This is a genomic window from Aureibaculum luteum (assembly GCF_003449015.1).
Taxonomy (GTDB): domain Bacteria; phylum Bacteroidota; class Bacteroidia; order Flavobacteriales; family Flavobacteriaceae; genus Aureibaculum; species Aureibaculum luteum.
On record NZ_QRGD01000001.1, the window covers coordinates 1,068,946 to 1,095,539 of the forward strand.

At 30.5% G+C, this 26,594-nt stretch carries 22 protein-coding genes; 7 read left to right on the forward strand and 15 right to left on the reverse strand.

The window, feature by feature from the left end:
- Positions 1-7: 7 nt before the first annotated feature.
- Positions 8-3,772, reverse strand: coding sequence for a DUF2194 domain-containing protein (locus tag D3P13_RS04705; protein ID WP_117880113.1), 3,765 nt, complete (start codon positions 3,770-3,772; stop codon positions 8-10).
- A 59-nt stretch (positions 3,773-3,831) separates the two neighbouring features.
- Positions 3,832-4,077, reverse strand: coding sequence for a hypothetical protein (locus tag D3P13_RS04710; RefSeq protein ID WP_157972830.1), 246 nt, complete (start codon positions 4,075-4,077; stop codon positions 3,832-3,834).
- Between the two features lie 559 nt (positions 4,078-4,636).
- On the opposite strand from D3P13_RS04710, the gene D3P13_RS04715 reads away from it, so the two are divergent.
- Complete coding sequence (locus D3P13_RS04715) at positions 4,637-5,548, forward strand: hypothetical protein (RefSeq protein WP_117880115.1); 912 nt, start codon at positions 4,637-4,639, stop codon at positions 5,546-5,548.
- A 196-nt stretch (positions 5,549-5,744) separates the two neighbouring features.
- Positions 5,745-6,902 carry an ATP-binding protein gene (locus D3P13_RS04720; protein WP_117880116.1) on the forward strand — a complete coding sequence of 386 codons (1,158 nt, stop codon included), beginning with the start codon at positions 5,745-5,747 and terminating at the stop codon, positions 6,900-6,902.
- Between the two features lie 8 nt (positions 6,903-6,910).
- Here D3P13_RS04720 and D3P13_RS04725 read toward each other — a convergent pair whose 3' ends face one another.
- Complete coding sequence (locus D3P13_RS04725) at positions 6,911-7,309, reverse strand: c-type cytochrome (RefSeq protein ID WP_117880117.1); 399 nt, start codon at positions 7,307-7,309, stop codon at positions 6,911-6,913.
- Positions 7,310-7,468: 159 nt separating this feature from the next.
- Here D3P13_RS04725 and D3P13_RS04730 point away from each other — a divergent pair, with 159 nt between their 5' ends.
- Positions 7,469-8,218 carry an SDR family NAD(P)-dependent oxidoreductase gene (locus D3P13_RS04730; RefSeq protein WP_117880118.1) on the forward strand — a complete coding sequence of 250 codons (750 nt, stop codon included), beginning with the start codon at positions 7,469-7,471 and terminating at the stop codon, positions 8,216-8,218.
- Between the two features lie 151 nt (positions 8,219-8,369).
- Here the strand turns inward: D3P13_RS04730 and amaB are convergent, their stop codons facing one another.
- The 5 genes from amaB to D3P13_RS04755 form a co-directional block, all read right to left on the reverse strand.
- Positions 8,370-9,920 carry an L-piperidine-6-carboxylate dehydrogenase gene (gene amaB, locus D3P13_RS04735; protein ID WP_394336450.1) on the reverse strand — a complete coding sequence of 517 codons (1,551 nt, stop codon included), beginning with the start codon at positions 9,918-9,920 and terminating at the stop codon, positions 8,370-8,372.
- 177 nt (positions 9,921-10,097) lie between these two features.
- Positions 10,098-11,480 carry an outer membrane beta-barrel protein gene (locus D3P13_RS04740; RefSeq protein WP_117880120.1) on the reverse strand — a complete coding sequence of 461 codons (1,383 nt, stop codon included), beginning with the start codon at positions 11,478-11,480 and terminating at the stop codon, positions 10,098-10,100.
- A gap of 3 nt (positions 11,481-11,483) precedes the next feature.
- Complete coding sequence (locus D3P13_RS04745; RefSeq protein WP_117880121.1) at positions 11,484-12,026, reverse strand: RNA polymerase sigma factor; 543 nt, start codon at positions 12,024-12,026, stop codon at positions 11,484-11,486.
- A 170-nt stretch (positions 12,027-12,196) separates the two neighbouring features.
- Positions 12,197-12,610, reverse strand: a complete 414-nt coding sequence (locus D3P13_RS04750) for a hypothetical protein (RefSeq protein WP_117880122.1) — start codon at positions 12,608-12,610, stop codon at positions 12,197-12,199.
- Positions 12,611-12,678: 68 nt separating this feature from the next.
- Positions 12,679-13,899, reverse strand: a complete 1,221-nt coding sequence (locus D3P13_RS04755; protein WP_117880123.1) for a serpin family protein — start codon at positions 13,897-13,899, stop codon at positions 12,679-12,681.
- Between the two features lie 67 nt (positions 13,900-13,966).
- Between D3P13_RS04755 and D3P13_RS04760 the strand changes: the two genes are divergently transcribed.
- On the forward strand, positions 13,967-14,941 hold the full coding sequence (locus D3P13_RS04760; RefSeq protein WP_117880124.1) for a LuxE/PaaK family acyltransferase: 975 nt from the start codon (positions 13,967-13,969) through the stop codon (positions 14,939-14,941).
- 132 nt (positions 14,942-15,073) lie between these two features.
- Here D3P13_RS04760 and D3P13_RS04765 read toward each other — a convergent pair whose 3' ends face one another.
- From D3P13_RS04765 to D3P13_RS04790, 6 genes are all read right to left on the reverse strand, one after another.
- Entirely contained in the window at positions 15,074-15,724 is a 651-nt protein-coding gene (locus D3P13_RS04765) for a TetR/AcrR family transcriptional regulator (RefSeq protein WP_117880125.1), read from the reverse strand.
- Positions 15,725-16,166: 442 nt separating this feature from the next.
- Positions 16,167-17,381 (reverse strand): ABC transporter permease, encoded by a 1,215-nt coding sequence (locus tag D3P13_RS04770; protein ID WP_117880126.1) that lies wholly within the window; start codon positions 17,379-17,381, stop codon positions 16,167-16,169.
- A 1-nt stretch (position 17,382) separates the two neighbouring features.
- Entirely contained in the window at positions 17,383-18,552 is a 1,170-nt protein-coding gene (locus D3P13_RS04775) for an ABC transporter permease (protein ID WP_117880127.1), read from the reverse strand.
- 1 nt (position 18,553) lies between these two features.
- A complete protein-coding gene (locus tag D3P13_RS04780; RefSeq protein WP_157972831.1) occupies positions 18,554-19,546 on the reverse strand; it encodes an HlyD family secretion protein in 993 nt (330 codons plus the stop codon).
- Between the two features lie 6 nt (positions 19,547-19,552).
- Entirely contained in the window at positions 19,553-20,923 is a 1,371-nt protein-coding gene (locus D3P13_RS04785; RefSeq protein WP_117880129.1) for a TolC family protein, read from the reverse strand.
- A 10-nt stretch (positions 20,924-20,933) separates the two neighbouring features.
- Positions 20,934-21,524: a TetR/AcrR family transcriptional regulator gene (locus D3P13_RS04790; protein ID WP_117880130.1), complete on the reverse strand. Its 591-nt coding sequence runs from the start codon at positions 21,522-21,524 to the stop codon at positions 20,934-20,936.
- A 270-nt stretch (positions 21,525-21,794) separates the two neighbouring features.
- On the opposite strand from D3P13_RS04790, the gene D3P13_RS04795 reads away from it, so the two are divergent.
- Positions 21,795-22,748 carry an alpha/beta hydrolase gene (locus D3P13_RS04795; RefSeq protein WP_117880131.1) on the forward strand — a complete coding sequence of 318 codons (954 nt, stop codon included), beginning with the start codon at positions 21,795-21,797 and terminating at the stop codon, positions 22,746-22,748.
- Between the two features lie 312 nt (positions 22,749-23,060).
- Entirely contained in the window at positions 23,061-23,909 is an 849-nt protein-coding gene (locus D3P13_RS04800) for a carboxypeptidase-like regulatory domain-containing protein (protein WP_117880132.1), read from the forward strand.
- Between the two features lie 169 nt (positions 23,910-24,078).
- On the opposite strand, the gene tyrS is transcribed toward D3P13_RS04800, so the two are convergent.
- Positions 24,079-25,374 carry a tyrosine--tRNA ligase gene (gene tyrS, locus D3P13_RS04805; protein WP_117880133.1) on the reverse strand — a complete coding sequence of 432 codons (1,296 nt, stop codon included), beginning with the start codon at positions 25,372-25,374 and terminating at the stop codon, positions 24,079-24,081.
- A gap of 200 nt (positions 25,375-25,574) precedes the next feature.
- Here tyrS and D3P13_RS04810 point away from each other — a divergent pair, with 200 nt between their 5' ends.
- Entirely contained in the window at positions 25,575-26,585 is a 1,011-nt protein-coding gene (locus D3P13_RS04810; RefSeq protein ID WP_117880134.1) for an NAD-dependent epimerase/dehydratase family protein, read from the forward strand.
- Positions 26,586-26,594 lie beyond the last annotated feature (9 nt).

Genomic DNA, 26,594 nt, shown 5'->3' on the forward strand with positions numbered 1-26,594 from the left:
TGAGCTTTTAAAAAGTATGTTTTAATCCCAATTTAAAAGAATTGGAATATGCTTGAGATTGCGTGGAAAGCTCCACCGTCGCAGAAATCTTTGTAAAGTTTCCAATTTTAAGGGATCCTTGACCTGTAAATCGGTTAAAATCGCCCAAATCATTATCAATAAATGTAGATCCTTCCACCCGAATATTTAATTTGCTTTTTTCAGTACCATATTTTAGACCAACTCCTCCTCCAGCAAAAAAACGTTTATCAACTAAGTAATATGGATAGTCTTTAGTTTCTTCTTTATTACTCTTAGAATATGATGCCTCTACTTGTGGTAAAACTTTAAACATCTTATCTTTATTGTTATCAAGTACTACTCTAGTTGTAATTGAACCTTCTAAATCACTGTTAGAATAATGATTTCCTTCAGCATAAACAATAGTTTTTAATACATTTTTAACATTGTTTTCTTGATAAATTGCCAATCTAGATTGGTATATTTTCTTTTGATATCCTGGACCTGTTTTTACAGGGTAAATATTTGCACTTAAAGAAGTAAAACTTTTTTCTTTGGGTAATGAAGCTCCAACACCTGCTTGATAATATATATTATCTTGTTTATCTTTTTCAACTCTACCTCTAACCCAATAATTAATTTTTCCTGTTGGCTTGTTACTGAATTTATATTCTAATCCGGTTACATTTTTATTTACATTATCAATATCAGAAAAACTAGTTTTTTCAACATCATAAAGATCATTGTTAGTAACAGATATGCTATGAGAATTTAATTTCTCAGTTTTAATAGTGTATGTTATCTTCTTTTCAAATGAAGTACTACTGTTATTATCTCCTATAATTTCTGTTTCTGCTTCTATTGAATTATTCTCAGATAAACGAATATCTTTCTCAATTTGCTTTTTAACATTTACCTCAAAAAGGTTTGCATATCTATTTATTAAATCTTTTTGTGTAATCTTATTTAGGTAAATTACCTGTTCATTGAGAGCACGTTTTAAAGTATCTTTTTGTATAGTTTCAGGTAATGCCGATACGATACCCCAAGACTCTATTTGTTGATTATTCGTCAATAAAATTTTACTTATTTCACCTTTGGTCTTTAAATCGTTTGGATTATTGGCTATAAAATGTATGTATTCTTTTCTAATTGTTTTAAAATCTTTTATCTCAGAAAGCCAATACAATTTATTAACTACAGTAATCTTTTGAGTGTATTTAGACCAATCATATGCTTTTTTATATCTTTTGTTATTTGCATATAACCAACTTATTTCTTCAGACATATTCCATAAGCTAGAACTTTCACTTGGTATATATTTATTAAGTTCCGCAATTGCTTGTTTTGGTTCATATACAATTAAATGTTTTAAGTAAAATTTTTCATTTTCCAAACTAGGGTCAACTTCTCTCAACTTTATTAATACTTCCGTAACTTCTTTCTTATTTTCTGGAGTATTAAATGTTCTATAATATTCCCTTAAAATTTCTTTATCATTGAAACTTTTAATTTGCTTTTCCAAAAACTGTTTTCTAATTATTTCATTTGGATAACCATTTTTTAAACCTAAACTTCTAGAGTATTTAATATTTTCTGTCAATGGATACTCTTCAATATGGTTTTGTAAAGTTAACCAAGCTTCTTTTGATTTATTTTGCCATGCCATATATTTATAATACTCATTAAAAGCACTTGTATCTAGGCGTTTTTCAGTATCAATTTTTTCTTTTAGTAACAAGCTCGCTTTATCTAAATTTTCTGTTGCCACATAATGCTTAGTCCATTCTTGTACAGACGCATTTTCACTTGGCTCAGACTTAACATATGTACTTAATAAATTTGTTATTTTATAATTATGGTCTTTATAGAGTCTATAATCATCTATAACTTTTCTTGCAACCGTATTTGTAAGCATCGTATTTAAGCTTCCGCTGTTAATACTTAAAGAGGGGTGAGTTGTTTTTATTGAATATAGAAATCCATCTAAAAATGGTGTTTTTTCAAATTTTTCTGTTTTTTGAAGTAATTCTGCCTCTATTTTTTTAACGTTTTTATGACTTGAATATAAGAACCAATAATACTCACCTTTTTTATCATTGTCTATCCGCTCTACAAAATACTCACTTTCATTTTTTGAAAAAGAATATTGAGATTTTCTCCAATCTTTAGTAATCTTTGCCCCTTCTTCAGCTGATACATATCTCGATAACGGGAATATATCTTCCATTTCATGTAAATAATTTGCAAATACACCTAACAATCCTGGTTTACCATCTTTTGATTTATGCCACCCTAAACTATGTTTATTTCTCAAGGAAAAATGTCCAGCTGAACTTTCATCACCACCAGGTATTTGATATACATCATCAGGATGAACAAAATGGGTCCATATTCCTGAATAAATATAAAGAGATTGTTGTACAAATTTATGTTCTTCATTTAAATCATAGCCACTGCTAATTCTAGGGTAATCAAAAAAGTTGGGATTCCATTTTTCTTCATCAAATTCTCTATTTCCACCTTCATTATAATCACCCAAATAAAGGCTACACATATATTTTATTGATGGAAATGCTTTACCCAATTCTGACATACCAATACTGTCTATATAATTTGAAGGTGGAACATATGAAACTGGAAAATCACCTATGCCGCTAATTGTCCACTTTTTCTTGGCTGAAGCTAAGGCGATTCTCATATAGTCCGGTTCTTTCCATGTCTCAACTTGAAGAGATGTATGATTATAACCATGTAAGCCTAAATCATGCCCATGTTTTATAATATCTTTAGCTATCCAATCAGTAACTGATATTTTTCGCTCATTTTCAATTATTAAGTGATTATCCCATTGATCAAATAAGAAAGGTGGTTTAATACTATTACGATAGTCAAAAGCAGTTAACGCAGTATATTTTATATTAAAAGTATCTGATAATTTTTTCATATCTGGCCACCAAACATTTTTAACAAAATCTAGCACTGTTAAATCCATTTCTGATTTGATTGGCTCTTCCTTTGTATTGTACAATGGTGAAGGAAAATCATCTAAAAATATGGTACTAACATTAGCAATTGGATACGGTATATTCTCTAAACCCTTTAACAATGCAGAATGTAAAAGCCCCCTATCTTGTTTTCTAAGAACTTCATAGGTATTAAACAAAATTACTTTTCCTATACCAATATTATTCTCTATTATGGCAGGATAGTTCCTATCATTTTTTGCTGATGCTAAAATGGTAACGTCATCTTTGAAACTGAATTTATCTAAACCTCCATGGTAAATGTGTTCACCATAACTAGTTCCTTTAACATTGGGTAAAAAGTTAGTGTCAAAATAATATCCTACGGGCATATCTACTTTTTGTCTAGTACCGTTTTTAACTAATCCATAAAAGTATGCCATTCGTTCATCTTCAATAAAATTAGGCACAAAAAGTACACCACCTTGCGAAACAAATGTTAATAGTTTTTCTAAAGTATTACCTTTAAGTTTTAAGGTATTTTGAACCACAATAACCTTAGTAGTTTCTCCTATTGTATAGGATGGCGAATTCCATTCATTTATATCTATTTCCTTTACGGGAAACTTACTATAATCACCAATTTTTTTTAAATGTCGTCCAAAATCTATACTAATAGAATCATTAGAATCAGTTACTAATTCAATCAGGATAATATTTTTAAGGTCTGCATTACTTATAATTGAGGATGTACTATCAGGGTTCTGATTGTATTTATTAATAAACTTGTTTCCAACTACTATCATTATTATAAATAATAAGAGTAAAGTCAAATAAAGTCTAATATTTATATTTAATTTATTTCTCAAAATAAAAGATCATTTATTTTTCTACTATTCGGTTTTTTAACGATCTCTAATACTATTTGTAATTTATTTTGAAAAACAACCTCTTCTTTTCTTGCACGTAATTTCGGAGTATCAAAATATTTTGCTATTTCACTCATTTCATTTTCATCATAAAAAGGTAATCTAGATTTTTTATAGTTACCTAATTTATGCACAAAAACTAACATACTTTTTGACAATATATATTCTGGGTTTTGTTTCAAAAAATGTTTATTATTAATGATTTTGAATGCGAGTTTAAAAATAACAAAAACTACGTTAGACCTTAACGAAGTTCAAGCACCTATTATTGTAGGGATAAACAAAGCAAAAAATAGATTGCTTTTATATTTTTAAAATCACATTTTAAAATCAAAACCTTATGCATCCATTATTGTATTCTTAAGACCTCTAATTTGAATTCTATTATTCTTCTCACCATTTTTTCAGTAGTCAACTTCTCATTATAAACACCTTTAGATAAATTTAAGGTGTTGCAAAGGAAACTTGATTTTAAAAATAATTGAAACTATTTGTACAGTCTATTCTCGCTTCTATTATCTAGGTGAATACCTAACATAATAATTCTATTTATAAAACATAATATAACAGTGAAAAAAAATAAAAAGCAATTATTTTGTTCATTTTATAAAATATTTTTTTTTAACAGAAAAAATTCATTGAATTAACTAATATTGTTTTGGGTAATCAATCCAAATCATAAATAATACCATCTTTGGCACAACTTTTGGAATAGCCCTAATATATTTAAAACATTGAATTATGAAAGTCTTAAAATTACTCAGCATATTTTTTCTAAGTACAGTATTATTTACTTCATGTGTAATTAATGATGATCCTTATGATGATTCAATTACATTAGAGCAATTGGTAACCTCTTATGATTTATGGTATGTAGATTATAACAGGACTACAGGAAACGTAGATGTGCCGTTTTTATCAAAAGCATTTACGGTTTCATTTCAGAATGGCATTTTATTAGCAAATAATAATATGGTAGGTTTAGGAGCTGTTGGTAACGGATATGGCGATCAAATTGGTTATTACGAAACTATTAATGGTGTGTTAGAAATAGATCATGATGAAGATGGTTTTATTGATTTGGAAGTAATACAATTAGCAGGTAATGAAATTAAAGTAAGAGATAGTTATACAAATGCTACTTATTATTTAGAAGGATACCAAAAAAATAATTTTGATTATGATTTTGTTTTTTATGACAACATAGAATACTTTTTACAAGAGTATGTTGCTTGGGAAAAAACAAATACAAGCGTGCAAGGTGCTATAAATGAGTTTGACAACGAGAATTTCCTAAAATTTACACCAGAACAAAATACTACTTTTAGGTCTTCTCAAGATCCGTTTGGCACGGATGTTGATTATATATATTGGGATTATGTTGGTGCCTATGAAGTGTTTGATGTAGAAGGATATGACGATCTAAAGATTTTAACATTAGATTATGATTCGTCAGGCAATGAAGAGTTTGAATTGAGCGTTATAAATGATGGTGAAGTAGATTTGTATCATGTAGCATCAGGAACTACATATACTTTTAATGGACGAAGCAATATTGTTTATAAAAACGCAAAAGCAAAAGGACAAATTCCTAAAACAAGAAAACGATTTAAAACAAATCGTAAAACTAAAAAAAGAAATACAAAAGTATAAAGATAAGGTTTGGTTAGTTGATTTTGGTTGATTAAGTTCAACCATACCCGCCCCGATTATTCGGGGCGGTTTTTTTTTGAATAAATTTTAGGTTATTAAACTTAGTATTATTTTTTTATCTTTCATGTTTCATATAAGTAACACCTCTCAATGTGTAATACTAAAAGTCTAAAATCTTATAGCTCACATCTAAAAAATGCTTAACAAACGTCTCTTAATTAAAAACTTACTCGCTTATAATGATGAGAATACTTTTTATGACAAAAAGATTCAGTTAAACTTAGATTCAAAAGAAGGTAAAGCCAAGTTTTTAAAGCATGTCTGTGCTTTGGCAAATTCAAACCCATTAAATAATTCATATATCGTTATCGGTGTTGAAGATGAAAGTAATAAAATTGTAGGCGTCGATTTTTATGATGACAGTAAAATACAAAACTTAATTAATGCTTATTTCAATAATCCTCCAAAAATACAATATGAAAACATTGCTTTTCCGAGATTACCACGCTATAAAGTAATTGGATTGGTTACTATCAATCCCACAGAAAAGATAACATCCCTTAAAAAAGGACTCTGGAAATATGCTAAAGACAGTATTTTTCTTCGTCAAGGTAGTAATTCAATTCCTGTAGATGAGGTAATTTTAAAAAATACGAATAAGGCAATTGTTGAGTCTATAGAAAAAAATGCAGCTAATAATATCAAACTCACTTTAGATGGTGTTTTTGATTTTATCAATGACCACCAACAAGAATTAAACCCAAGTTATATTGTATTTAAAGATCATTTTGTATTGTGCTGGGCAGGTATTAAAAAAGAAACCAAAGGTAAAATATTGTATTCTAGGGTTGATATTGAGTTGGTAAATGAACAAATTAGATTATTCTATTCTGCTTTCGATGAAGTAGAAATTGACTACAATCAACAATCATTTATAATTACAGAATATATACACTTATCAAACAATGAAAAGCCTACATCAAAAGACCTTGGAGGTCTATATCCGTTGGAAAAAACAATTATTAATTTTAAAGAAAATGGTACCTATGATATTGCTACTCAACTTCTTTTCAATCCCCCGACGTTTGATCCTATAGTACTAAGGCATATTTACAATAACAACAATGCTATTCTAGATAAATTACAAAAAGGAATAACCCTTTCTAAAAATAACAGATTAGATTTAGATCGCTTACCTACTACCTATTTAATTTGCTCATTAAACGGATTTAAAGATGCGAAAAAGAAATTAGAGCAAGCCAAGCCCTTTCTAAGTGAGCTTTTAGACAAGTCAGCCTATATAAAAATAAAAGAGGCATTACGTGTATTGCGGAAAATAAGATACTACAAATAGCTTAAAGACTATTTTAAGGTTCTTACATAATTAACTACATCCCATCGTTGATCTTCAGTTAGAATTGGTCCCCATTTTATCATGTCGTTTCTTCCATTGGTAACTTTCCAAAAAAGTTCACCATCAACTTGTGTTTGAACCATGCTAGAAGTCAAATTTTGAGGTTTCGGAGTCAAAGCTTTTCCACCAATTCCGTCTCCTTTTCCAGCGGTACCATGACAAATCATACACCTTGTTTTAAAAATCTTGGCTCCACGCTTAGCAGATTCCGCCTTGTCAGCTGAACTAATAGGGTTTTTAAGTGCTTTCGCACCTTCTGGAGCTTTCCATCTGTCTTCTTGTAATGTAAAGCTCATAAAGCCCACTAAAACAGTTAAGCCGAATATATATAGTAGTTTTTTTTGCATAATTTGTATATTAACTAGTTGATTTTTATAATTTTATCATACTACATAAGGCAAATTCTATACCAAAATGAATGTTAAATGTATAAAACCCCTTCCAAACAAGAACGAATTTTGACAATAATTATTCTAAAATTGTACTTAAATGGTTAATTTTAAAGCATGAAGAAAACAGCATTTATTACGGGAGCTACTAGTGGAATAGGCCTTGCAACCGCAAAAGAACTAGCCAAACACAATATAAAATTGATACTTTGCGGAAGACGGAAAGAGCGTTTAGAAACTATAAAAAGGGAATTAGATCAAAAAACGGAGGTTTATACCTTGAATTTTGATGTTGCTGACAAAATAGCAGTTTCAGAAGCTATCAATTCACTTCCTGAAGAATTTAAACAAATTGATATCCTGATAAATAATGCAGGAAACGCTCATGGTTTAGACCCAATTCAAACTGGTAGTTTAGATGATTGGGATGCTATGATGGATATTAATGTAAAAGGATTACTCTATGTTAGTAAAGCGATTATTCCGCAAATGACCGAGCGAAAAAGTGGACATATCATTAATATTGGCTCATCTGCTGGTAAAGAAGTCTACCCCAAAGGAAATGTATATTGTGGAAGTAAACATGCCGTATTAGCAATAACTGAAGGTATGCTAATTGACCTTAACCCTTTCGGGATTAAAGTTGGAGCAGTAAATCCAGGTTTAGTAGAAACAGAATTTTCCCAAGTTCGCTTTAAGGGAGATACAATTGCAGATAACGTCTATAAAGGGTTTAAAGCCTTACAAGCTGAAGATATTGCCGAGATTATTTATTTTGCTATTTCAAGACCACCACATGTTAATATAGCCGATGTCTTGGTTTTTTGTACAGCACAAGCAAGTAGTACTATTGTTAATAAAGACTGAAAACAGGAAAAACACCCTTTAAATTCTAGGGTTTTTCCCCTTGACTAGTCATTCGAAATTAACGATGTTTGTATCCTACTTTAAATCAATTTGAGAAAAACCTTGTTTCTACCCATAAAATTTATGGTGCTGAAACAAGGTTTTATTTTTTTTACAAATCAAACTTAATACCTTGTGCCAATGGCAAACTTTCGGTATAATTAATTGTATTTGTTTGGCGTCTCATATATACTTTCCAGGCATCAGAACCAGATTCACGTCCACCCCCAGTTTCTTTTTCACCTCCAAAAGCACCACCTATTTCTGCACCCGAAGTACCGATATTTACATTGGCAATACCACAATCAGAACCGGCTTGAGATAAGAACTTTTCCGCTTCACGCAAATTATTAGTCATAATAGCAGAAGACAACCCTTGAGCTACTTCATTTTGAATAGCAATTCCGTTTTCAACGCCACCTGAATATTTTAATAAATACAATACAGGTGCAAAAGTTTCGTGTTGTACAATTTCAAATTGTGGCTCTCCTTCAGCAATAGCTGGTTTTACATAGCATCCACTTTCATAACCAACTCCCGAAAGTACACCACCCTCAACAACAATTTTACCACCTTCTTCTACTACTTTTTTAAGAGCGTGTTGATACATTTTTACAGCATCTTTATCGATTAAAGGACCAACATGATTATTTTCATCTAATGGATTTCCTATTCTTAACTGCCCATAAGCATCTGCAACAGCATTTACAACTTTATCATAAACAGATTCGTGAATAATCAGCCTTCTGGTAGAAGTACAACGTTGTCCACAGGTACCAACGGCACCAAACACCGCTCCAATAACCGTCATTTTAATATCAGCATCTGGCGTAATAATAATAGCATTATTACCACCTAATTCTAATAAAGACCTTCCTAAACGTCCTGCTACTTCTTGAGCAACTATTTTACCCATTCTAGTAGAACCTGTTGCAGAAATTAGAGGAATGCGTTTATCTTTTGTCATCATTTCACCCACTTTATAATCACCATTGATAAGGTTGCAAATTCCTTCTGGTAAATCATTAGCTTTAAAAACCTCAGCGGCAATATTCTGACATGCAATTCCACATAAAGGTGCTTTTTCAGAAGGTTTCCAAACACAAACATCACCACAAATCCAAGCTAATGCCGTATTCCAAGCCCAAACCGCTACAGGAAAATTAAAAGCAGAAATTATACCTACAACACCTAAAGGATGGTATTGTTCGTACATTCTATGTCCCGGACGCTCACTATGCATGGTAAAACCATGTAACTGACGTGATAATCCAACTGCAAAATCACAGATATCAATCATTTCTTGAACTTCGCCCAAGCCTTCTTGATAGCTTTTACCCATTTCATACGAAACCAGTTTACCTAAAGCCTCTTTTTTCTCTCTTAATTTATCTCCAAATTGTCTCACAACCTCTCCACGTAATGGAGCAGGTTTTGTACGCCAAGTTTTAAATGCAGCAGTTGCCGTTTCCATTACTTTTTCAAAATCTGCCGCTGTTGTTGTTTTAACTTTTCCAATCAACTGGCCATCAACTGGTGAATAGGATTCAATAAAATCTCCATTTGAAAAACTATCGCTTCCCGTAGAAGTACCATTATTTATGTCTTTAACTCCTAATTGTTCTAAAGCTTCTTTTATACCAAAATCTGTTGCTAATGCCATTATTATAGTTTTATTATTTGACAGCTAATTTACGAAATAAAAATTATGAAAAATTGATTTACATCCCTTTAATATTAGTAATAAACATTACAAATTAGAGTTTATAAAACAAAAAAGCCACGCATAAAGCGTGGCTTTCTAGCTATATTTGGCAACCAACCAAATATAATTAACCAACTAAAACCTAAAGTTTAACCCTCCGTAAACACCAAAGAAATATGGTTTAAATCCTCCTGAATCCTCAGAAAAAGTATTCAATTGATATTTTAACATCGGGGATGCGTTTAAAAATAAATTAGGACTAAGATTGTAATTCAAATCGAGCCCAACATTACCACTAAAATTCATGTTGTTAAGGTTAGAAGCTTCACCCAAGGAAGTCTTTTTACCAAAAGAGGTTATTGAAACGTCGTTATCGTACAAAAAATAAGTACTTACTCCACCCACAAGATTTACCCCTAACTTTTTCTGTACAAGAGCGTATTTAGCCTCTATTGGTACTTCAACATAACTGTAAGATTGATCTAAACTTCCATTACTATCGAATGGAGATCTTTGACTATAAGTTTCTGAACGTTGAGATGCTGTTGATGACACCTCTACAATTGCACCAATATCTGAATTAATGTTGGTTTTAGAATTATCTAACAATGCTGAAGATGTTATAACAGATACATTTTCAGTAGAATACCCTAAATCAACATTCTGAATACCTGATTGCAAACTAAACTTATCTGTAATCTTATAATTAACTTTTAATCCATAAGAAATAGAGTTAGTACTCGTTTTAGTATTATTTGCTAAAGAAGGATCAATTGGAGAACCTTTACTTGAAGAATTCAAATAAACGGGACCAATAGTAGAACCAATAGACCACTTTTTATCATTTACAACTACGATATTTTCTAATGCATTCTGTTTTTCTACTTCTTCTAACAAATCTTCATTATTACTCTTTACTTCTTCATCTAATTTTTCTAATAAGGCAACCTTGGTATCTAATCCATCTTGCGACTGTTCACTATTTTTAAATTGGTTTACAACTTTATCTTCTTGTTGAACAACAGAAATTACTTCAGATACTAGAGTATTAACATTTTTAATATTGTTTTCTGTGGATTGGTTTTTCTGATTAGTAACAACGTTTTTAGTAGCTCTATTTTTTTGGCTTGACACTTCTTCAGTCGTTGTTATTAAACTTTCTTCAACCTGAGTATTTATAAGATTCTTATCTCCACTATTTTTTTCAGAACTGAACCCATCTTCAGAAGATTGATTTTCTTTAAATTCATTATCATCTGTATTTGTATTAGTGATAACATTAGTATCTGGAACAGCTGGTTTTATGTTCTGATTATTATAAAACCTGTATCCCGCAGGAATTAAAAATAACAGAATTGCCGCTGCACCTGTTAAACGCAACCACAGCGGTATAATTCTTCTCTTCTTCTTTTTCACGAGTTCTTTTTCAATGCCTTTCCAAACATTGGGCTCAGGAAAAACTTCATAGTCTTTGAATTTTTCCTGAAACAATCTGTCTATATTTTTATGATCACTCATTTATTAAAGTGCTTCGTTCTTCATTAGTTGATTCGCTTCTATTTTATCTCTTAATATTACTCTTGATCTTGATAGATTTGATTTAGAGGTTCCTTCAGAAATATTTAACATTTTGGCAATTTCTTTGTGCGGATAACCGTCTAAAACATACAAATTGAAGACCATTTGATACCTTTCTGGTAACTCTCGAATTAAATTAAGTAAAAAATCTAATTCAATATCTTCTTCATCTATTTCTACCTCAACCTCTACGTCAGGTATTTCTTCATTAACTAGGCTTAAAACATTTTTTTTACGATACGTTTGTAAAGACGTATTAATAATGATTCTTTTTATCCACCCCTCAAATGAACCTTTATGCTCATATTGTTCAATTTTTTCAAAAATGGTAATAAAACCATTATGTAAATTGTCTTGTGCTTCTTCGTAATTTTTTGAATATTTTAGACATAGCCCAAACAATTTACCAGCATATAGCTGGTAAATTTGAGATTGGGCTTTTATATCTTTTTGCTTACAGCTATTTATGAGCTTTTTTAAACTCATACTTTATATTATGTGTTAATTGTTAAACTCATTAACTTATTTCACTGCCTTTTTCCTTTATACCGCTTTAAAAATATTGACCGTAACACAGGCTATGCTCACAAATCTTGCCAGGTATACATAAAAAATAGCAAAATATTAGTCAACAAAGATATTAATTAACAAACTAGCTAATTAATTAAAGGAACAACCACATCTTCAAAAGTATCATTACCATCGCTATCTTCTCCTTTCCAAAATCTAAAGGTATAATCTTCCGATTGTTCAACATTTACTACAAATTCATATTCCATTGTTACAGGAACATCTGTGCATTGATCATTTTCATCAACAATAGATACAATTGCAATTTCTCTAGTTGTATCCACTTGTTTATAATATAAATCATAAAAAGAATGACATGCATCAGGCAAATCATATTCAACTTTAATTGTATATGACATCCCTAATTCAAATTCATCTGGAACAACATACGATTTAATCGGCAATGTTTTAAGCACCAAATTTGTGTCATTATCATCATTTAAACTACATGAAACCAATGTAACAGCAACCAAAAAGGTTAATAAAACTTTTTTAATCATAATTCTAATTTTTTTTTAATTGTATAATAAAGATGTATCGATTGCAATAAGGTTGCGTAAATTTTATTTTATTCCACTACAGGCATACCAATTTTTCCTATAAAGCAGATGGCATTGGTTTTCTTTTCCGTAATTAAGAACAGAAAAGGCTTATTTAAAGTTATTCTAGTGCTTGAGCCTGTAGAGGTTGTTTCAATTCCTATAGTTGTTACAGCAGCTGATTCTGTTCCTTTTTCATTTACTTCTATAAATGTTTTTTGCTTTACAAAAGCTATTTTCGTCGCTATATCGCTAATTCCGCTAAAATCAGCATTGTCGGTAAAAGCATTACCTAATCCTAAATTATCAAGTGCTTCATTAAACATTTTTTCATAAGCGAAAGTAAATTTTGGCATACTTAAAGAAATCCCAGTTTCATTGTATTGATCAAGCCAATTATTCCAACTTTCTTCATTCATTTCTGCAATAATATCCGTAACGTTTTTATCTTCATTTGGTAAAAATAACATCATACTATATTTATCATTTTTGTACGGCAATATAACCGATGAAAATAGGCTGTTTGATAGAAAAGATAAATCTTGTTCCATATTCATCATGGCAACATTTTTAACACTTCCTTCTTTTGGATAAAAAGACTGATCGTTTGTGTTTTCTATTTTAAACTTGTATTTCCAGTCGCTTTTAAAATACAACGCATTGATTGCAAACAAAATCATACTTGGAGAAATATTATCAATAACAGTTGGTATTTTCTGTTGCGTCTTATCAGCAACCCAATTATTGATAATGTCTACAGAATTTGGGTCTTTAAAATCCAAATTTTGGACCTTAGCATCATAAAATTCTTTATTCAAATCAATAAATGCATTCTTCAAAGGAAAAGAGTTTTTAATCCATAATGAATTGGCAATATTAAATATAGCTCCAGAATGATTATCTGACAACTGAGCTATAAGGTTTTGGTTGACTAAATTAACTTCTTCTAATGATGTGTTTCCATAATTAAAAACACTATTAAAGGCCTCTTTAGTTTGGTTTTCAGCTCCATTGTAAACCATACCTAACGCCAATGAGGCACTAACGGGTGAAATCATAAAGTTTTGTGACGATTCTTCTTTTGCTATTTCTTTAAAAAGTGAAAAAGAAAATTCATTATTTGACTTTACAATCTCGCCACTTTTGGCGATGGATTCAAATTCGGGCAAAGGTTCATTAGTTCCTGACTCACAAGATATTAGTATAATCGCTAGAAAAAGAATCGGTAGTAAATAGAATTTCTTCATCATTAATAGTTTGAATTTTATACTTAGATGATTAATATAAAGAAAGGTTGCTTAATTTTACCGTTTTATTATGAACCTAAATACTATTTTCGAAATACAATCCGAAGAGGATTTTACCAAACTGGCTTTGACTATTTTTAAGTATCAATTTAAGAATAATAAAGTGTATCGTTCTTTTTGTACGCTATTAAATGTTTATCCCAGTGACATAAAAAGTATTGAAGAAATACCATTTTTACCTATTCAGTTTTTTAAATCGCATCATGTAGTATCGTCTACAGATACAGTTCAACAAATTTTCACCAGTTCTGGAACGACAGGAACCGCAACCAGTAAACATTATGTAACTGATCTTTCTACCTATGAGCAAAGTTACCTCAACGCCTTTAAGTATTTTTATGGAAATATAGAAGAATATATCGTTTTAGCACTGCTACCCTCCTATTTAGAAAGAGAAGGATCTTCATTGATATATATGGTTAATGATTTGATAAAAAAATCTAGAAAGCCAGAGAGTGGATTTTATTTAGACAATTTATCTACACTAAAAGACACCCTTGTTAAATTAGATGAGAAAGGGGAAAAAGTGTTACTTATTGGAGTTTCTTTTGCTTTATTAGATCTAGTTGAAAACTATACTTTCAATCTCAAAAACACCATTATTATGGAAACAGGAGGTATGAAAGGAAGACGTAAGGAGTTAATTAGAAATGAACTGCACAACCTATTAATGGACGGTTTCGGTGTTGATAAAATTCACTCAGAATATGGAATGACAGAATTATTAAGTCAAGGCTATTCTAAGGGTCATGGTATTTTTAATACACCGCCTTGGATGAAAATTTTGATACGTGACACAGAAGATCCTTTACAACTTTTATCTAATGAAAAAACAGGTGGACTTAATGTTATTGACTTGGCAAATATTAATTCGTGTTCGTTTATTGCTACGCAAGATTTAGGTAAAAACCATGTAAATGGTAGTTTCGAAATCTTAGGTCGTTTTGACCATTCAGATGTAAGGGGCTGTAATTTGCTCATTTGAGAAATACTGAAATTTAAGTTTCTAAAACAGTATTGTTTTTAAATTGAAAGGAGTCAAAACCTTTTTTGAAAATTCTTAACTCCCTTTAATTTGACTAAATTTTCTATATAAAATACATTTCTTTTTATACTGTTAACTTACCAACTGATAACGCCTTGCACCACTGTCTTGTTCAGAAATCTTTAATGTATCTAAGTAGTTTTTAAACTGCTCTATATAATTATAAAAAATACTTTTATCATTTGTAATTCTTTTCATAGTTCTTACGCCTTCCAAAGAATTTATAATGAATTCTGCTGCAGGTTCTGTATTAATATGCCTATCTAAATAGCCATCATCAATTCCTCGATATAAAAAATTTATCAAAGCAACTTTCCATTCGTTCATTATATCCTTCAATTGAAGTTGTAATTTATAATCATTTTCTTCATGACTTAAATCTATAATAAAGTTGACTAATGGACTCCCTAAATTTTGATTTAAAGATTTATCATTTATTAATTTATCTTGTAGTAAATCAGAAAGTATAAATATAGGATTACCACGTTCAGATAAAGGCTCAATAAAATCACTATGAATTTCCTTACTTACTCGTTCCTGAATTATAGCCTCAACAAAATGATGTTTATTTTCAAAATGATAATAAAATGCACCTTTGGTCAAGCTAACATCTTTTATAATAGTATCTATACTTACAGCATGATACCCATACATTTTAATTAATTCATAGCCTTTGTCAATTAATTTCTGCCTAGTCAATCTTCGTTTTATTTCTTGAGTCATTTTTTCCACTTATTTAAAATACTGATACTCCCGAAGTATCGAGACAGTACGATGTTATTACATTGATGAAACAATTATAAGTTAAAAATTCCTACTTTTTTATTCAATTATTTATTGAAAGGTTAAATACTAAGCAGTTTGTGATAAATAGGATTGTTAGAACAAAAACCACTAAAAACATACGCTAGCAATCTTTTTAATACTATATAGTTTGTTTATTTAGCGAAAATAAATCGCTAGTTGTGTTATTAAGTATGGTAATCAATAGTACTTTTTGTTATTTTCATCCTCTAATATTATCCAAGCACATTATCCATCTTCAATCAACCTTTGTTCCCTGTTCTTATAATAAGATGAATGCTATATTCATTAATTCTTAGCGGTAATTGTTTCTAATAAATGAAAATACTTATACAACAAGGTACAATCTAAGTAATGGTATTTAATGTTGAGCTTTCAACATTTTAGATTCTTTAAAAGCTCTTCTTTTTAATGAAATGGAAGCCAACACAAAATAAATTAGGCTTAATATCCATAAATGATTCCATTCATTTATAACTTCAAAGAAACTGGCCTTCATTTGTGTTAATCGTACAAAACCATTGATACCAGGAGTTGAAGGGACTAATTTTGCCAAGCCTTTATAAAATTCAGAAAACCCTTCAACAGGAAATGATAATCCACTCAACATTAGCGATGGAACCGAAATAAGTACCAAAAAGACAATAGCTTCTTCACGTCTTTTAAAAAAGGAACTGATTGAGATACCCAAAAATACGGTAGAAAACACATAAGGCACTAAAAATAGGTAAATCGTGAGTAACGAAGACCTAACTGGAATTGAAAATAGTGTATAAACGATGCCAACTTGAATGGGAATAACCACCATAAAAATAGCTGTATATAAACATGCTTTTGCCAACAAAATAGGAATGGTTCCACCTGGATGTAATAATCTAGGAAAATTTGTATGTGTTGATATATATTCTTGTCTAGAACCACTTAAAATACCAATTCCCATGAGCAACACTAATTGCACAAGTAATGCAGTTAGCATTGGAATTAAATAATTTGCATAACCTGCGGAAGAATTAAATAAACTCGTAGAAATTGCTTTTATGGGTGTGTAATTTTGTTGTGCTTCATCAATTGTTTTACCCAAGGCCATTTGTTTTTTAATAACAATACCCGCTGAAAAGTAACCGTTAATTGTAGTGACATCTCCCAAAACTTTTTTGTAGAATATCATATTAGCAGCATCTGAAAAAGTAGTAATGGCAGTTTGTTTTCCGCTACGAATGTTTTTTTCAAAGTTTTTAGGAATAATAACAATTCCCATGATATCTTTTGAATAGTAAGCCACTTTAGCTGCTTGTACATCAGTGTAATTTGAAATTGTTTTTAAGCCCTCTGTAGCATCCAACATATTTATGTAATCTCTACTCATTTTAGACGCATCTTGATTGATGACAGCAACAGGAACATCTTTGACTATTTGATTAGAATATATATATGTGTAAGCAATCAAAATAACAACAGTCATTAATATAAAAGTACTTATAACTGCTTTATCTGATTTAATAGCACTCCATTCAGTGGTAATGGTATTCCAAAAGGAGGTTTTCGCTTTATAATATGTTTTAAAAGATACCTTCATTTTAAATATGATGCTTAAATTCTCCTTTAATAAATAGCGTTTTTAATTTAAACCAACCTAGTGTAAGAGGTACAATACATAACACAATCAGTATGATTATAGATTTTAACGAATAAAATATTGGATAACCTCGTTGAGATTGGTCTAATAACAATTCGAAAAAATGAGTAAATGGAAAAATTTGGCTTAACCATTGCATAAATTTTGGCATTCCAAAAATTGGAAATGTAATTCCTGAAAAGGATAAACTAACCGCTGCAAAACCAGATGCTATTGTTAATGCTTCCCTAAAACTATTGGTTAACGCAATAATTAATAATGCAAAAGATTGATTGGCAATAATTAATAAAAGAAGACCAACCAACACACCTATTTTACTTCCATGAAAAGGGAAATCTTGCCATACGTACATGCTCATTAGCATAATGACGCCAACCAACATAAACCACAATGTATAGGGTAAAACTTTACCTACAATAATTGACCATAGGTTTCCATTTGCAATGCTTAATAATTTGTTGCCTTTATTATATTTTATATCAGTTCCAAAACAGTAGGTAGTGGTAAGAATGACAAACAATTGGAAAAACATAGCCAAAAACCCGGTATTAAGATAATAAGAATAATTGGTGAATGGATTCGATAACACATGATTGTTCGTTGTTAACGGTTGAAAATTAATAATGGCCTGTTGGGTAGAAATTCCTTGTTTCCGTTGCTTTTCAATGTTAATTCCAGCTGAAATAGTTCCTATTACTTTTCTAAAAGCTTTGTATTCCAACCCTCCAGCTAATATTAAATCACTATTGTATTGGTTTATGATATTTACCTGCTTTCCTTTTTTTAAGTTTACTTCAAAATCTTGTGGAATGGTTATAAGTCCATATACTTTTCCTAGCCTAATGAGTTCTTCACCTTTTTGCTCATTTAAAGGGAAATAGCTTACTTCCAATTCTGGAGACGATTCTAATTGAGAAATTACATTTCTTGAAATTGATGAATGGTCTAAATCTATAATTGCAATAGGTAAATCTCGTGCAACACCATCACTTAAAAGTGTATTAAAGAATAAAATAGAGACAAAAGGAAGTATTACAGCAAAAATGAATGTAGTTTTTGAACTAAATAATTGTGCTATTTCTCGCTTCGCTATTTGTACTGATGGTTTCATTTTATCCTTTAAATTGAGAATAATCGATTAAAAGGCTCATTCCAGGGCGTAGTTCTATCTCTTCAGAAACCGGAGATGCTTTTATTTCAAAGGTTCTAACATCAAAATCACCAGTAGCCTTAGTTGCATTCCATGTTGCATAATCGCCTAAAGGAGCCACATAGTAAATTTTAAATTTTACTTTTTTGTTGTTTAACGCTGGAATAGTAGCTTCAAACTCTGATTCTTTTTTAAAGTTCATCAAGCTTGTTTCTTTAACATTTACAATGGCATAACTGTTAGTTAAATCAACTAAATGAACTACAGGATAACCAGCTCCAATCAGCTCTCCTTCTTCTGGTAAAAAATTGAGGACTTCAGCATCTATAGGAGCGATGATATTGCGTTCGTTTTTATAGCTTTCTAATTCTACCAAAGCTCCGTCGGCCTGTTTTACCAATGCAGAAGCGGCTTCAATATCTTCATTTCTAGCACCTTTTAAAGCCATTTGATAACCACTTAAAGCAGTTTCTTGATCTTTTAAAGCGGCTTCTTTTTTAGCAAAAATTTCATCGCGTTGTTGTTCAGAAATAACACCATCTTTAAACAGGCTTTCCATTCTTTCAAATGTTTTTTCCATCACATTAGCTGCTGCAGTTGCTTTTCCGTATATGCTTTTTGCGGCTTGTATTTCTTCTTTTCGAGCACCATTTGTAGCTTTATTTTTTTGAGCATTTGCTGCGTCTTTTAATGCTAAAGCTTGTTGCTCTTTTGCCATAATTTCAGGACTTTTAAGAGTTGCCAGTAACTGTCCCTTTTTAACACTTGCCCCTTCTTTTACCTCAAAAGTGTTAACCCTTGTAGGTATTTTAGCAGATAGATAAATTTCTTTCGCTTCAATTCTACCTTGTAATACAATCGATTTAGGTTTATTTAAAAACCAAATACCGATTAACACTAAAATGGCAATAAATACAATGCTAAAAAGTGATTTTATAAATTTTGCATTTTTCATTTTCATCTATTTTTCATTTAAGAACGATTCAGTTTCGCCAATACGCACCATAAGCTCACCATAAGCTACATTGTACAGGTATAAAGCTTTTATTTTATGTAGTTTTATTTCAGTTAATTTTAATGTTGCATCTACAACTTCCAATGAAGTTCCTGTACCTTCTTCAAAAGCACGTGTTCGCATAAATTTTAATTTTTTAGCAAAGGTTTCATCAGTTTTAAGACTTTTAAATTGTTCCAATTGCTTTTCAATTTCATTGTATAATTTTTCAGTGTAGGTCGTTAAATTCAATCGAGCTTGTTTGTTTAAAGCTTCTATTTGAGATACTTTGTATTTAGAAGCTTTTATTTTATGTTCACGTTGAAAGCCATTAAACAATTCCCATTCTACACCAACACCTACAACCCATTTTGTATCTACTAAAGGTAAGTTGTCTTTCCAAAGTAAATATTTTCCAAAAACACCAACTTTTGGAAAATAATCACTGTTCTCTACCTTGACACCAACTTTAGCAAGTTCATAATTTCTTTCGATTGTTTTAAGTTGTTTGTTTTCTTTCAACATCTCACTTTGAAATTCATTTAACGGCTTCAAAATAGATGGATCTGTAAATTCAGTAGAAATTGTCTCAAGGTCATCAATACCAATTAAATTCTTTAGTGCTGTTGTTGCCAATGCAACATCTTTTTTCGCAGCTAACAATTCCCTTTTAGCATTAGATAATGCCACTTTTGCATTCAAAGTTTCTACTTCTGGAATCATTCCATTTTCAAAAAATTTATCGGCATGGTTACTATGCAATAATACCGTTTCACAGACTTCTTTTCTTAAAACCTCAGCTTCTTTAGCCAGTTTTAATTTATAGAAATAAGTTATTAAATTAACTGTTAATTCATCTTCCTTCAACCTGTGATTATTTTCCGAAAGATCTAATTTAATTTCAGAGGCTTTATTAGCAGCATTAATTTTTCCACCAGCATAAAGCGGCATAGAAATGTCTGCAGATGCAAAACCTATGTTTCTATCTAATAATGAAAAATTCCAATCGCCTAAAACAGCTACGGGGTCAGAAATACTTAGCAAACCACCTACCATGTCTCGTTCTGCGTTTAAATTGGTCGAAATATCTTTATCTAAATTCAAATAGGTACCTGAAAGACTAACTGTAGGAAGTCGTAATCCCTTAGTTGCTTTTTGTTCTTCTTCCATTGATTTAACTTCAAAACTGGAGGCTTTTATTTCTCCATTTTTTTCTAACATTAACTCACGGGCTTTTTTCAAAGTGAGTTCTTGTGCATTTGACACAGTACCAATTAAAAATAACATACACGTTGCTATTTTTAGGATTGGCACTATTTTTATTTTATTAAACTCCATTTACTTTCATTTACATTTTTAAAAACTTTAAAATATTGGTTGTTAAATAGTTTAGGTCATCATTATCTTTTGATTGTTCTAAACCAAAGGCTTTATTTCTTTTAAAATTGATATAATCAACCGGATAAATTAAGATGTGGTAGTGCAATTGAAACAAGCTAATAGTATCAGAAACTTCACCTGAAGTTATTCCTATACGTTTTATGTTTTCCATTAAACCAAAATGTTTCACTTTAAGTTCTTCCGATAAATTAAAATTTTCATTGTGTAATAATTGATAGTAGAATTTAGAAGCAATCGTTTCGTTTTTAGAATACACTATTCTATTGCTAATAAAAGTATTGATAATAGGTTCAATTGTTGAGGGATTTAGTGTTAATAAAAACTCTAATTCATTAACCAATGACATGACTTTTTTCGAGTATAAATCATTAATTAAATCTTGTTTTCCACTATATATACGGTATAAATAACCTCCACTAACATTTGCATTTTTGGCTATCATGGCTATCGTAGTTGCTTCAATACCATGTGTAACAATAGTTTCCATTGTAGCTTCTTTAATACGATTTATTTTATCTTCGTCAATTTTACGTGCCATATTAAATAGGTTAATTATTCACAGTACAAAATTATGAATAAATGTTCATTCATTTATTATAAATCGTAATTTTTTATAATATATTGTGCGAACCCATTAGTTTTACTAGTGATAATCAATGGAAGGACAGTTTATTAATGATAATCAATATTTTATAAGGTTTATAAAATTTGATTTTTGGGGAGGAAAATTATCTTTAATTACAGATTAAATAGTTATCTTATTATCGATAATTCTTGTGGCATTTGAAGAAAACATAAATTAAGTTAAATGGAAGATAAAATTTACATACCAGATGTACTCGGAAAAAATTTTAAAAAATTAACCTTACCCCTTTCCGATGATTATGAAGGAAAAACAGTTGCAACCCTGATATGTCATAAAACGGACAAATCTTCACTTAAAGCAATTTTATACATCCATGGTTTTAACGATTATTTTTTTCAAACAGACTTGGCTAAAAGCTTTAATCAACATGGTTATAACTTCTATGCATTAGATTTGAGAAAGTACGGACGTTCTTATTTGCCACACCAAAAATTGAACAATGTACGTTCGCTTTCTGAATATGATGAAGAAATAGAAATTGCTTTACAAATTATCCATTCAGAAAACAATAATCAGGTACTTTTAATGGGACATTCTACTGGCGGACTCATTATTACAGACTATGCCAAAAGGCATCCAAAAAGCGACTTATTTCATGGAATAATATGCAATAGTCCGTTCTACGATTTTAATTTAAGCACTATTGAGCGAAAAATAGGAGTTCCTATATTGTCAATTATCGCCAACTATTTCCCCGATAAACCAATAAAAAGTGGTTTGTCAAAGCTATATGGCTTAAGTCTACACAAAGACCACCATGGCGAATGGAACTACTCACTGGCTTGGAAACCTCTAATTATACCGACAGTAAATCTGAGTTTTATAAGAGCCATACATAAGGCTCAAAAAAGAATAAAGAATAATTTTGTTATTGATGTTCCCATACTTGTAATGCACAGTGATAAATCAGTTTTTGAACATCTTTGGTCTGATAATTTCAAACACGGTGATGCCGTTTTAAATGTAAATCACATCTCGAAAGTTGCACATAAAATCAAAGGAAATGTTACTGTATGTGAAGTTAAAAATGCCATGCATGATCTATTTCTTTCTGAAAAAGCGGTTAGAGAAGATGCTTATGTGAAGATGTTTGAATGGATTGGCAATAACTTTTAGACAGAAAGATGTTGAAGAGTTTTTGAGCCAAAGTTTAGGTTTTTGCCAATAAATGGAAATATAAATAAAATTCTCTTCATGTTCAAAATTTTCAATTTAGATGAAAATTGACAAGCCATAATCAAAAAATGAAAGACATTTCGCGAACTATTAATTTTAGTTTTAATTTTCAAGATTTAGATTTTAGGAGGGTTGAAAAGTAAAATTTCAGATAATAGTGTAATTTGATTATTAATGCTATTTCTGTTAGCTTCGCTTATCATTAGATAAATAAACATATAATCGTTTTTAATCATTACGTTAGCACGCGGTATGAAAAAATATAGTTTTATATTATTAATCTTTGTTTCAATTCAATGTTTAGGTCAAATCTCTGGCAGAATATTGGATAAAAAAACAGGACTTCCAATTTCATACGTTAATATATGGATAGAAAAATCTTGGCAAGGGACAACTTCTGACCAAAATGGTGTTTTTCATATTGACAAGGGTCAAGTTGGAGATACATTATTAATATCACATTTGGGTTATCAACAATTACAAATTAAAACAAAAAACAAAAATGAAATTCTACTTAATCCAAGTGAAATTGAATTAGAAGAAGTTGTTGTTTTCCCAATAAAAAATAACAAACACATAAACATTAAATCATTTAAAAGTTATAAAAAAATAAAAGAATTTAACTTTTTTGAACACCAAGCGGCTGCAAGATTTTTTGAATATAGCGAAGATTATGCTGAGACTCCTTTTATCAAAAAAATATCACTTGCTGTTATTACACCTCTAAATAGAAAACAAATATTTAGAGTATACTTAATGAAAACTGATAAAGAAGGTAAACCATCAAATCAGCTTTTTAGTGAATACAAAACCATAGAAATTTATGGAGATGGAGAAATCAATGTAGACTTTACAAATGAAAAACTAATATTTCCTGAAGAAGGTTTTTTTGTTGTGTTTGATATTCTGAATTTAAAAGAGAATATAGCCACTAACAAATTTGGACATGAGGTTTTATGTCCTGCTATAGGAATGGATTATAAAAAACAGAAAAAAAATACCTGGCTGAATTATCATGGAAAATGGATTAACCCAATTGAACGAAAGAAAAAAAGTAACGAAGATAGAAATGTAGCTATAAATATTGAACTATCTAATTAAATACCATGTGCTAACACGGTGTAAAAAGAATTGCTCGGTTTTTACTTACTTGGAAAACCCTGCGAATTTTCCTCTGGCTCGTTCCATTTTTAGTAAGTTAGTTGCTTGCACAAGCAACTATCCTTAAACATAAACGATAAGCGAAGTCCTAAAAATTAATTTCAAAAACCTAAATAACCTTCAATAAAAAGTAATTCTTTTTGCCTCGTTGTAACAACACAAACTTATCTGCAATTAAATCCTCAACAGAAAGCGTATAATCATCTTTAACCTTTTCTTTGTTGATTGATATGGAGTTTTCTTTTAAAGCTCTTCTCGCCTCTCCATTTGATTTTAAAAATCCTGATTTTTCATTCAAGGCAGCAATAATATCAATTCCATTTTCAAGATCAGCTTTTGAAATTTCTGCTTGTGGAACACCTTCAAAGACATCTAAAAAAGTTTTTTCATCTAAGCCTTTCAAATCTCCAGATGTAGATTTACCAAATAAAATATTTGATGCTTTTATGGCATTTTCCAACGCTTCTTCAGAATGCACCATTCTGGTTACTTCATTAGCAATGGTTTTTTGTAACAAACGCAAATGAGGTTGTTCTTTATGCTCTTCTATTAACTTTTCTATCGTTTCTTTATCTAAAAAAGTAAAGATTTTGATATATTTTTCTGAATCGTCATCAGAAGCATTCAACCAATATTGGTAAAATTTATAGGGTGAAGTCCTCTCTGGGTCTAACCAAACATTTCCACCTTCTGATTTACCGAATTTGGTACCGTCAGCTTTCGTTATTAATGTACAGGTAATTGCAAATGCTTTTCCTTGTACTTTACGACGAATTAATTCTGTACCCGTAGTAATATTACCCCATTGATCAGAACCTCCCATTTGAAGTAGACAATTCTTTTCTTTGTATAAATGTAAAAAATCGTAACCTTGAATTAATTGGTACGTAAATTCTGTAAAGCTCATTCCTTCATTAGATTCAGCATTCAATCTGTTTTTAACAGAATCTTTTGCCATCATGTAGTTTACAGTAATATGTTTACCAATATCTCTGGCAAAATCTAAAAAGGACAATTCTTTCATCCAATCGTAATTATTAACCAATTCTGCTGCATTATCCGCACCCGAAGAAAAGTCTAAAAATTTTGATAACTGACCTTTAATTCCATTAACGTTTTTAGTTAAAGCAGCTTCATCTAATAAGTTTCGCTCGTTCGATTTTCCTGAAGGATCACCTATCATACCCGTTGCTCCACCTACTAAAGCAATAGGTTTATGTCCAAATTGTTGAAAGTGCTTTAATAAAATAATAGGTACCAATCCGCCAATATGTAAAGAGTCTGCAGTAGGGTCAAATCCGATATAGGCTGAAGTTACTTCTTTATTCAATTGTTCTTCAGTGCCTGGCATTGCATCATGCAATAGACCTCTCCAACGTAATTCTTCAACAAAATTATTAGTCATAGTAGTAAAATTTTGACAAAGATATACTTAATCGTAAAAATGGTAAAGTAAATAATGGAATTTAAGTTGTATATGAATCAAAACACCCCTATGGTCAACTCATGGGACCAATCCCCTCATTAATATTTTCACATAAATGAAGTAAATACAATTTCTCAAATATATTTAGTATACTAAGGATTATTAGTTATTTTAGAGGCATGATTTTAGTCACCGGTGGTACAGGTTTAGTAGGTTCTCATTTGTTGTTTCAATTGGCACAACAAGGTGAAAAAATTGTAGCAATTCATAGAAAAAATAGTGATTTAGAAGCTGTTAAAAATGTATTTTCATATTTCTCATCCAATTATGAGTCACTTTTTAAATCCATAACTTGGGTTGAAGCAGATCTTAGCGACGTTCCTGCTTTAGATTTTGCTTTTAAAGGCGTTACAAAAGTATACCACAGTGCGGCTATGATTTCTTTTAGTGCCTCTGATTATCGAAAAATGCGAAAAGTTAACATTGATGGTACAGCCAATATCGTTAATCTGTCTGTTGCCAATCAAGTTGAAAAATTGTGTTTTGTAAGCTCTGTAGCCGCTGTAGGAAAACCCTTAACCGGTAAAAATATTGACGAAGAAAACGAATGGAATGTTGCCGATAATAACTACGGCTATGCCATTACAAAATATGGCTCTGAAATAGAAGTTTGGAGGGCTGGTCAAGAAGGAGTAGACGTTGTTATAGTAAACCCTGGCGTAATTTTAGGCTCTGGATTCTGGAAAGCAGGTTCTGGAAAATTATTTGATAAAAGTTATAACGGATTTCCTTTTTATACGGAAGGTATTACTGGTTTTGTTGATGTCCAAGATGTTACCAATATCATGATTAAATTGATGAATAGTACTATAAAAAATCAACGCTTTATTTTAGTTAGTGAAAGTATGTCTTTCAAAACGTTATTCTTCTCAATAGCGGATGCTTTTAACAAAAAAAGACCCACAATTAAAGTGACCAAACTTATAAGCGGTATTGGTTGGCGTGTAAATTGGTTGTTAAGTAAATTCTCAGGTAAAGCACCTATGATAACCAAGCAATCAGCAAATTCATCTCATAATAGTTATTACTATTCCAATAAAAAGATAAAAGAAGCTATTGATTATCAGTTTATTCCCTTAGAAGAAACCATTAAAAATGTATGTAAAAATTATATAAAGGATCAGAATTGATAATACTAA